The following is an 8,130-nucleotide window of genomic DNA, read 5'->3' on the forward strand; positions in this document are numbered from 1 at the left end:
ATCAAGATATTTCAATGTTAAAAATTAAATCGTTTATTTTACTTTTAAAACTTATTTTAAAAATTATACATTGTTTCTTGTTGTTTTTTTGTTATATATTGTTTTTTTGTTATGTACAAAAATTACACATGTTTTTTAGTGATATTACCGTTGATTTTATTAGTTTTATTCATATTTTTATTAATCCAAATTAACAAGGGTTATAATCCAAATTAACAAGGGTTATAATCCAAATTAACAAGGATAACCATCCAAATTAACAAGATATATAATCCAAATTAATAAGGTATATGTTTTATACATATCAATTTTCTTAATGAACAAGGTATATTTTTATGAAAATATCTATATTTTTTGATAAATATATGTTATTATATAGAAAATTCTTAATGAACAAGATATATTTTTGTGAAATTCTATGACTTGTACCTTGTTAATTTGGGTCTTTTTCATATAAAAAAAGGAGAAGTATATGTCTAAAAAAATAAATGATTTAATTCATTCAGATGGAACAGATTTTATTGAAACAATAGATACAGGTCCTACATATTATTTAGAAGAGGATATATCTATTGATGAAAAATATATAAAGAATAAAGCTTTGGTTCGAATGGATATGAATATAGTTCAATTTCCAATTTTTAGTAAAAATACCAAAAGAAAAAAGAACGAAATAACAACTTATTTTTTTAACAAGAACCGAGACACTTATATAACAGTAAAACCTTCTAGTGGTGAGTTGATTCCAGGAGAAGGAGAAGAAAGAGTTTTTATTGCCCTAATGAAATTAATGAAAGAGAAAGGGATGACACAGGAATTTATTGTTACAGCTAAAGAAATAAAAGATGCTGTAAAAACTCATTCTAATAATTATATTAGCGAAATAAAAAGAGCGTTATTAAGATTGTCAGAGACAAGTTATAATTTTAAGAATACAATGTATTCAAATGAAATGAATGCAATTTTAAAAGAGGAAGTTAGTACCCCAATATTGACATTTAAATCTAAAAAGTTAGATTTATCTGGTAATGAAAGTATAAAAAATACGATAAAAGATGGACGTATTAGAGAAGTTTATATTATAAGAATTTCCGACCATTTTTACAAAAACATCGTGAAAAGAGGATATTTGGTATACGATTCAGATATTCTTTTAGATATAAATTCTAGTGTTTCAAGAACGTTATATATGCTTATTGAAAAAATAAGATTTGAAGAGTTATATGTTAGAGAATCAGTTTTCGCATTAATAAAAAAAATACCTTTAAAATATGAGAAAAAAACTTTATCAACAACAATTAAAACTTTAGAAAAAGCTTTTAATGAGTTAAAACAAAAACATCTTATAAAAGATTTTAAATTTATTAAAACATCAACATGGTTGGAATCTGATGTTGAAATTTATTTTGATGAAGCTCATAATATTTTAAAGCAAGAACGTTTTGATGAAGATAATAAAGAACTTAAAAATATTTATAATAATTTAGCTATAAGTTTTACAGAAAAGAATATTGAAGAAGCAGAGCCAGTTATTATTGCTACAAATGAAATGATATTTGAAATTTTAGAAAAAATGCCATCTAAAGCTAAAACATTAAAATCTATGCCTAAAATTATAAAAGAATCAATTGAAAATTATGGATATGAAAAAGTTAAAGCTACAGCAATATATATGTCTAATCAAAAAAAGGTTACAAGCCCTAAGGCATATTTTTTAAAAGCTCTTGAAAATAATTGGGCGGATGATATTCTAATCAAGGAAAATAGTGAGAAAAGTTCTAATAAAATAGTTTTAAAAGAAGAAGAAGTAAGGAAAAATGATGAAATTTCTCAAATTGATGAAAATATAGTTAAATTTTATAATAATTTATCAGATAGTATGAAAAAAGATATTGAAGAAAAAACATATCGAGAGTATATTAAAGAGTGCGGCCAAGAAACAAAAATTCAGCAAATGGCTTTTAAAGCTGCTAAAAATAGCTTGGTTTATAAATATATATCTAAAAATAATTTACATAAAAATAAAATAATAGAAGAAGTACAAGTATACGAAACAAATACAAAAGTTGATGATAATTTAGTATTAGAACTAGAAATATTTAACGATATAATAAATAAAAGTATTGAGATGTATAAAATGATTTTAGATTTAACAGATGAAAAAATTTTAGAAATAAAAAGAGAAATCTTAAAAGAATTAGGGACTAAATTCATTTTAAAGAAATTAACAATAGACGAAATAAATGAAACTATAGCAGAGAAATTAAAATAGGGAGGAAACATGGGAAAAGTTATTACAATAAAGAATAATAAGGGTGGAGTTGGTAAATCATGGCTTACTTTGCAATTAGCTCATATTCTTTCAAATATAGATAATAATAAGATATTAGTTCTAACTTCTGACTCACAAAATAATGTAATGCTGTATGCAGGTGTTGATATTGAATTTAATGAAGGATTAGAAAATTGGTTGGACAAAGGTGATGGTGATATGGTCGCACTAAGAGAAAATCTATATTATATTCCGTTAACAAGCAGTAATTTCAAAAGAGGGTTTGATAAAAAATTAAAGATTTTAGTAGAAAGACTAAAATCTGAATATGACTATATTTTAATTGACTCAGTACCTATATTAAATATAGATAAGTGTTTTCTAGAACTTGCAGATAGTATAGTTATACCAACTATGTTAGATACAGCAAGCTGTAAGGGAATTTTAAATTTATCAAATGAAGTAGATTTAGCAAAAGTGAAGGCGATTGTGCCTAATAAATTTTCTAAAACAAAGTCAGAGAAATTTTGGAAAAATATATTAGGAGATTTTTTAAAAGGAAATTCAATTTATTTTGCGGAACCTATACCACAAATGGCATTTTTATCTGAATTAACACATCAAGGAAAAACAGTTTTAGAAAGCAGTTCAAAAAAAATAGATGAAATACAAAATAGTTTAATAGAAATTGCTAGGGTGGTGTCTTAATGAAAAAAATCAATGTAAAAATAGCAAATAAATTAGGAGAAAAATTTAAAGAAACTAATATCCAAAAAGTTACATCTCAAATTGAAGTGTTAGAAATTAAAGAGAAGTATAATCCAATTTTAAATTACGATGAATTTGAACTTGAAAATCTACAAAAAGAGCAAATGATTATATTTGAAGAAAAAGCTATTCACCATGCAAATGAACTTTCTAAAAATACAATAGCTTTATCAAAAATATTTTATGAAGCTCAAAAAACTTTAGCTTCAGCTAAAACAGGATCATTTATAAAATGGTATGAAACATTAGGTTTTAAAAAAGATTTTGTATATATGCTTCTTAAAAGAAATGAATTATTTATGGAAGTTGCAAACGAAAGGATATTTGAGATACCTGAAAAAGCAATAAAAACTATTTCTAAAATAAAAGATAAAGTAAATGTTAAAGAGATACTAGAAATTGTAAATGCTGAAAAACCAGTTATAGTAGCAAAAGAGATTGAAGTTAATCTTTCGGGTAACCCGAAAGATAGAACACCCGAAATCGAAGAAGTTGAAATTATAGATAATGGTTTTGAAAAAATAGAAAAAATAGAAAAAAAAATAGCAGAATATTATCAAAAGATAAAAAAATTAGAATATGAATTAAATATTTTAAAAAAAAGCAGATAATAAAATTATAGGAATAAGTATAGATTTATTGATGGGAGATACGATAACTGTTTTAAAAGATGGAGAAAAAGTTAGAGTTAGATTTTATGGAATTGATGCTCCAGAAAAAAAGCAAGAGTATGGAATAAAGTCTTTAGATGTTTTAAAAAAGATGATAGATGGTAAAATTGTAGAGATTGATGTTAAGGATAAAGATCAATATAGTAGAGTTGTTGGAGAGGTTTATTATAATGGAAAAAATGTAAATCTTTACATGCTAGAAACAGGAAATGCTTGGTGGTATAAGCAATATTCTAAGAAAAATTTAGAATTTGCTGCTGCTGAAGAGAAAGCTAAATTAGAAGGATTAGGATTATGGAAAGAGAAAAATCCTACGCCACCTTGGGAGTTTAGAAAGAAAAATAAAAAATGAGAATAACTAAAAAGTAAAAAAATGTAAGAGAGTCTTAAAGTATATGACTTCCTATAATAGTGTTAAGCTATTATAGGAAGTCATTTTTATATTAATATTAATTTGACAATCGTTATATATTAAGGTATCTCTATACTAAATAAAGATAATATATTAGAGATATTTAAAAATGGAGAGATAGGAAAAAGTATAGATGAAAATATATTCAAACAAATTTACTCAGCTAGTTCAGAAGTAGGGATTAAAGATATAAAAAAAATAAGAAAATTACAAAAAGAAATTACACAAAAGGAAATTATAGATTTTATGGATATATTGCAAAAATCTTATAATTTAAAATTTCAAGAAAATATAGTTATTTTATTGAGAAAAGCAATAAAAAAAGGGGTTTGTTAAATATCAATTTTGGAAATTATAAGGTAATAGTAGGAGGAAATAAATGAAAAAAATTTGTTCAAAAAAATTAGATGATAATTTCTCAAGTAAACCATTGGAAACAAAAGATGAAGCCTTGTTAGTATACAAGATTGTAAGAGCTTATTCTGATGCTAATGAAGAAGGAAAACTTTATGAATTACTTACAGGGGAAAGTCACAATAATCCTTTTTTATTTTTAGAAGCACAACCTTATAGTCAAAGAAAACATGAAGGAAATACTAATTTAGATTTAGCTATGGGAAGTATTAAAAAGAGAGAAGGAACTGAATCCGGCATTCAATATGATTCTAAAAATCAAGAAAAGCACTTTTTATTTTTAGAAGCAAAGTGGGATAGCGATATTTCAGTAGGAGTAAAGTATTGCACTATAAGAAATCAACTTCAAAGAGTTATTGATAATGCACTGTATTTTAGTTTTAATCCAGAATCAATAAATAAAATATATGTAGTTTTGCTTACTCCTAAAAAATATAAAAATTGTTTTGAAGAAAAATTAAATTCAAGATTTTACGGGTATAAATATGGAGAGTATAGTTTAGATTCAAGTATAATTTTAAGAGAGCTTGAAATGATAAAATCAGAACTTCCTTGGAAAGAAGGGGAAAATTTAGATTCCTTAATACAAGAAAATATAAAAAAACTTACATTGAATTGGGTAACTTTTGAAGAGTTGATAGAAAAGATTACTAAAAATAGTGTAAAGGAAGAGATAAAGACAGTATATGAAAAAATTAATATAAAAAAAAGAGATGTAGAAAGTCTATATTCTGCAATTTAATAAATTTAGTATAAATTAACTTCTTAGTTATCAAATTTTAAATGTCCAAATAGGCTATCTTAGATTAGTTACTTTAAAGGTAATTGTTACTAAGATAGCTTTTTTTATTTTAAATATTTTTACCAGAAAGATAAAAGACCTTTAAGAGAGTATCATCACTAGGATAAGCAGATATAGAATTACTAACTTTTCTAAATTGGCTATTTAAATTTTCAATTAAATTAGAAAGATATGATAACTCACTCCAGTTAGTGTACCAACTTCTAAAAGCTGGCACAGAATCAGTTGTAAAAAGAAATGAATTATTAGAAATTGTAGATGCTAAGAAACCAGTTATAGTAGCAAAAGGAATTGAAGTTAATCTTTCGGGTAACCCGAAAGATAGAACACCCGAAATCGAAAAAATTATAGATAATAAATTAAAAAAAATGTACATGTTAGCGATGAATTATCATGGTACTAGAGATAGTGGGAATATTATCATCATTTTTTTTACATTAGGTGATAAGTATGTATAATTTCTAATAGAGAAAGTAGCTATGGAAGATATGATATAGCTTTAAATTAAAATAATTAATAAAAAAAACAAGTTATTGAAAAAAAGAAAGATATAAGCTATACTTTAATAAAAATAGGAAGTTAACTAATAAAGGAGAAATAACTATGACAAAGCAAGAATTTATAGAATTATACCAAGAGAAAATGGAAGTAACAACAAAGAAAGATGCTGAGAGATTGGTAAATGGATTCTTTTCAACTTTAGAAGAGGTTTTAGTAAAAGGTGATAATTTATCGGTATTAGGATTTGGAAAATTTGAAACTACAACTCAATCAGCAAGAATTTGTAGAAATCCTAAGACTGGAGAAGAAATAAAAGTTCCAGAGAAAAGAGTAGTTAAATTTAGAGTAGGAAAAAGACTAGCAGAAAAAGTGGCAAAATAATGTAATTAAGAGAAGCAAGCATGGGATTGCTTCTTTTTTATTTTATAAATTTACATGGTTTAAATATTAAAATTATAAACAATATAATAATGAGAAGCTATAATTTAAAAGAAAAGGAGACATATATGAAAAATATCTTAATTATATCTAGTAGTCCAAGAAAAACAGGGAATTCACAAATGTTATGCGAACAGTTTAAAGCAGGTGCAGAATTCACAGGACATAAACTTAATTTGATTCAACTTGTAGAGAAAAAAATTGGATTTTGTCGTGCTTGTGATGTATGTATGCAAAATGGTGGAATCTGTATTTTGAAAGATGATATGTATGAAATTCTTGAGCAGTTTAAAAAGGCGGATGTATTAGTGCTAGCTACTCCAGTTTATTTTTATGGAGTAAGCGCACAGATGAAAACATTTATTGATAGAACTTATCCGATTTGGCAGAACTTAGGATATAAAGAGGTATATTATATTATTTCTGCAGGATTAGGAGAAGATATAATTAATCGTTCACTTGGTGATCTTGACGGGTTTGTAGAACATTTTCAGCGTTATGAGATTAGAGGAAGAATTTATGCGACTAATGTTATGGAGGCTGGAATAGTTCGTTCTTTGCCTGTTTTACAAGAAGCATATCAAATGGGGAAAAGTGTTTAGTATCTGACTCATGTCAAATATATAAATCACACTCAATGAGTAGTTAATATACACCTTCAAAAATTTGATTAATTGCATTCGCTTGAGTTTCATTAAGATATACCTTATATTTAAAAGCTAAGTAGTTATATATCTTCATAGTAAACAAATTTACAGTAAATTTTGTAAAGCTTACCACTTTAGTGGTAGGATGTCAAATAAGGTTTCACTAGTTTTTAAAGGTAGAGTTATGAAAAATAATAGAGTAATAGTATAAAAGAAAAAGGAGTTCACTTAAAAAATGACTTTTTCAGTGAACTCTTTTTTTGTTTCATTTAGAGAGATTAAAACGATAACTTATAAAAAGTAGGATTATTGATAGGTGATTGAATAAATCCTTTAACTTCTTCTCTAATACCAGCACTTGCAGGCATAAAGTAGATTGGTAGAATAGGAACTTCTTCATTCATGATATTTTGAGCTTGAGCATAAAGTTCAGATCTTTTTGTAGAATCTAATTCAACTTTTCCTTTATCTAAAAGAGCATCAAAAGTAGGATTATCAAAGAAACTTCTATTTCCAGAAGAACCTTTCATGTTACTATGAAGAACAGAACCAATACCATAGTCAGCATCTCCAGATGAGTTAGACCACCCAAGCATGAAAAGATCACTTTTTCCTGTTCCAGTTGCACTTAGAAATGCAGCCCACTCTAAGATTTCAATTTTAACATTGATTCCAATCTCTTTTAACTGAGCTTGTATAATTTCAGACATCTGTTTTCTAAGTTCATTATTACTTGTAACTAAAGTTAGACTTAAATCTTTGTAACCAGAGTCTTCTAAAAGTTTTTTAGCTTCTTCAGGATTATATTCAAATGGAGTAGTTTCTTTAGAATATCCCACTACTCCAGGACCTAAGATACTATTAGCTTTTTCAACAGCACCATTTAAAACAGATTCGATAATAATATCTCTATTAATTCCCATTGCAATTGCTTTTCTAACATTTTTATCTTGAAGAGCACCTTTCTCTGTATTAATCCCCAAGTATCCAACTCCAAGAGAACTAATCTCCTCAACTCTAATACCTTTTCTATCTCCAAGAATTTTTCTACCAATAGAATCAATATCACCAGTAATATGATGCTCACCAGTTTCAATAGCAATAACTCTACTATTTTCCTCTGGAATTCCTCTAACTTCAACTATTTCAATAGCAGGTTTACCTCTAAAGTAATCATCATTTCTTTTTAATGTCATATATGATCC

The 8,130-nt window shown here is 26.0% G+C and carries 9 protein-coding genes; 8 read left to right on the top strand and 1 reads right to left on the bottom strand.

What is annotated here, in order from left to right:
- The first annotated feature begins 472 nt into the window (after positions 1-472).
- The 8 genes from HMPREF0202_RS06490 to HMPREF0202_RS06525 all read left to right on the top strand — a co-directional run bounded on the left by HMPREF0202_RS06490 (position 473) and on the right by HMPREF0202_RS06525 (position 6,880).
- Positions 473-2,272 (top strand): hypothetical protein, encoded by a 1,800-nt coding sequence (locus HMPREF0202_RS06490; protein WP_023052323.1) that lies wholly within the window; start codon positions 473-475, stop codon positions 2,270-2,272.
- 9 nt (positions 2,273-2,281) lie between these two features.
- Entirely contained in the window at positions 2,282-2,980 is a 699-nt protein-coding gene (locus HMPREF0202_RS06495) for a ParA family protein (RefSeq protein WP_023052324.1), read from the top strand.
- Positions 2,980-3,651, top strand: coding sequence for a hypothetical protein (locus tag HMPREF0202_RS06500; protein WP_023052325.1), 672 nt, complete (start codon positions 2,980-2,982; stop codon positions 3,649-3,651). The genes HMPREF0202_RS06495 and HMPREF0202_RS06500 overlap by 1 nt, the downstream gene beginning before the upstream one ends.
- Before the next feature lie 31 nt (positions 3,652-3,682).
- The gene (locus HMPREF0202_RS06505; protein ID WP_023052326.1) at positions 3,683-4,063 is read left to right on the top strand and encodes a thermonuclease family protein; all 381 of its coding nucleotides are present in this window, start codon (positions 3,683-3,685) and stop codon (positions 4,061-4,063) included.
- A gap of 439 nt (positions 4,064-4,502) precedes the next feature.
- Positions 4,503-5,279, top strand: coding sequence for a hypothetical protein (locus tag HMPREF0202_RS06510; RefSeq protein ID WP_023052327.1), 777 nt, complete (start codon positions 4,503-4,505; stop codon positions 5,277-5,279).
- Positions 5,280-5,530: 251 nt separating this feature from the next.
- Entirely contained in the window at positions 5,531-5,797 is a 267-nt protein-coding gene (locus HMPREF0202_RS15400) for a hypothetical protein (protein ID WP_023052328.1), read from the top strand.
- Between the two features lie 145 nt (positions 5,798-5,942).
- A complete protein-coding gene (locus HMPREF0202_RS06520; protein WP_023052330.1) occupies positions 5,943-6,221 on the top strand; it encodes an HU family DNA-binding protein in 279 nt (92 codons plus the stop codon).
- Positions 6,222-6,241: 20 nt separating this feature from the next.
- Positions 6,242-6,880, top strand: coding sequence for a flavodoxin family protein (locus tag HMPREF0202_RS06525; protein ID WP_023052331.1), 639 nt, complete (start codon positions 6,242-6,244; stop codon positions 6,878-6,880).
- Positions 6,881-7,203: 323 nt separating this feature from the next.
- Here the strand turns inward: HMPREF0202_RS06525 and HMPREF0202_RS14945 are convergent.
- Positions 7,204-8,130: ABC transporter substrate-binding protein (locus HMPREF0202_RS14945; RefSeq protein WP_040406675.1), on the bottom strand; the 927-nt coding region annotated here is incomplete at its 5' end.

This window comes from Cetobacterium somerae ATCC BAA-474 (assembly GCF_000479045.1).
In the GTDB taxonomy this organism is placed as follows: Bacteria; Fusobacteriota; Fusobacteriia; order Fusobacteriales; family Fusobacteriaceae; genus Cetobacterium_A; species Cetobacterium_A somerae.

What these genes read in the sequence shown, in the direction of transcription:
- HMPREF0202_RS06525 (WP_023052331.1), top strand. Translation starts at nt 6,242, where the DNA reads ATGGGATTGCTTCTTTTTTATTTTATAAATTTACATGGTTTAAATATT.
- HMPREF0202_RS06495 (WP_023052324.1), top strand. Translation starts at nt 2,282, where the DNA reads ATGGGAAAAGTTATTACAATAAAGAATAATAAGGGTGGAGTTGGTAAA.
- HMPREF0202_RS06500 (WP_023052325.1), top strand. Translation starts at nt 2,980, where the DNA reads ATGAAAAAAATCAATGTAAAAATAGCAAATAAATTAGGAGAAAAATTT.
- HMPREF0202_RS06510 (WP_023052327.1), top strand. Translation starts at nt 4,503, where the DNA reads ATGAAAAAAATTTGTTCAAAAAAATTAGATGATAATTTCTCAAGTAAA.
- HMPREF0202_RS06520 (WP_023052330.1), top strand. Translation starts at nt 5,943, where the DNA reads ATGACAAAGCAAGAATTTATAGAATTATACCAAGAGAAAATGGAAGTA.
- HMPREF0202_RS06490 (WP_023052323.1), top strand. Translation starts at nt 473, where the DNA reads ATGTCTAAAAAAATAAATGATTTAATTCATTCAGATGGAACAGATTTT.
- HMPREF0202_RS06505 (WP_023052326.1), top strand. Translation starts at nt 3,683, where the DNA reads ATGGGAGATACGATAACTGTTTTAAAAGATGGAGAAAAAGTTAGAGTT.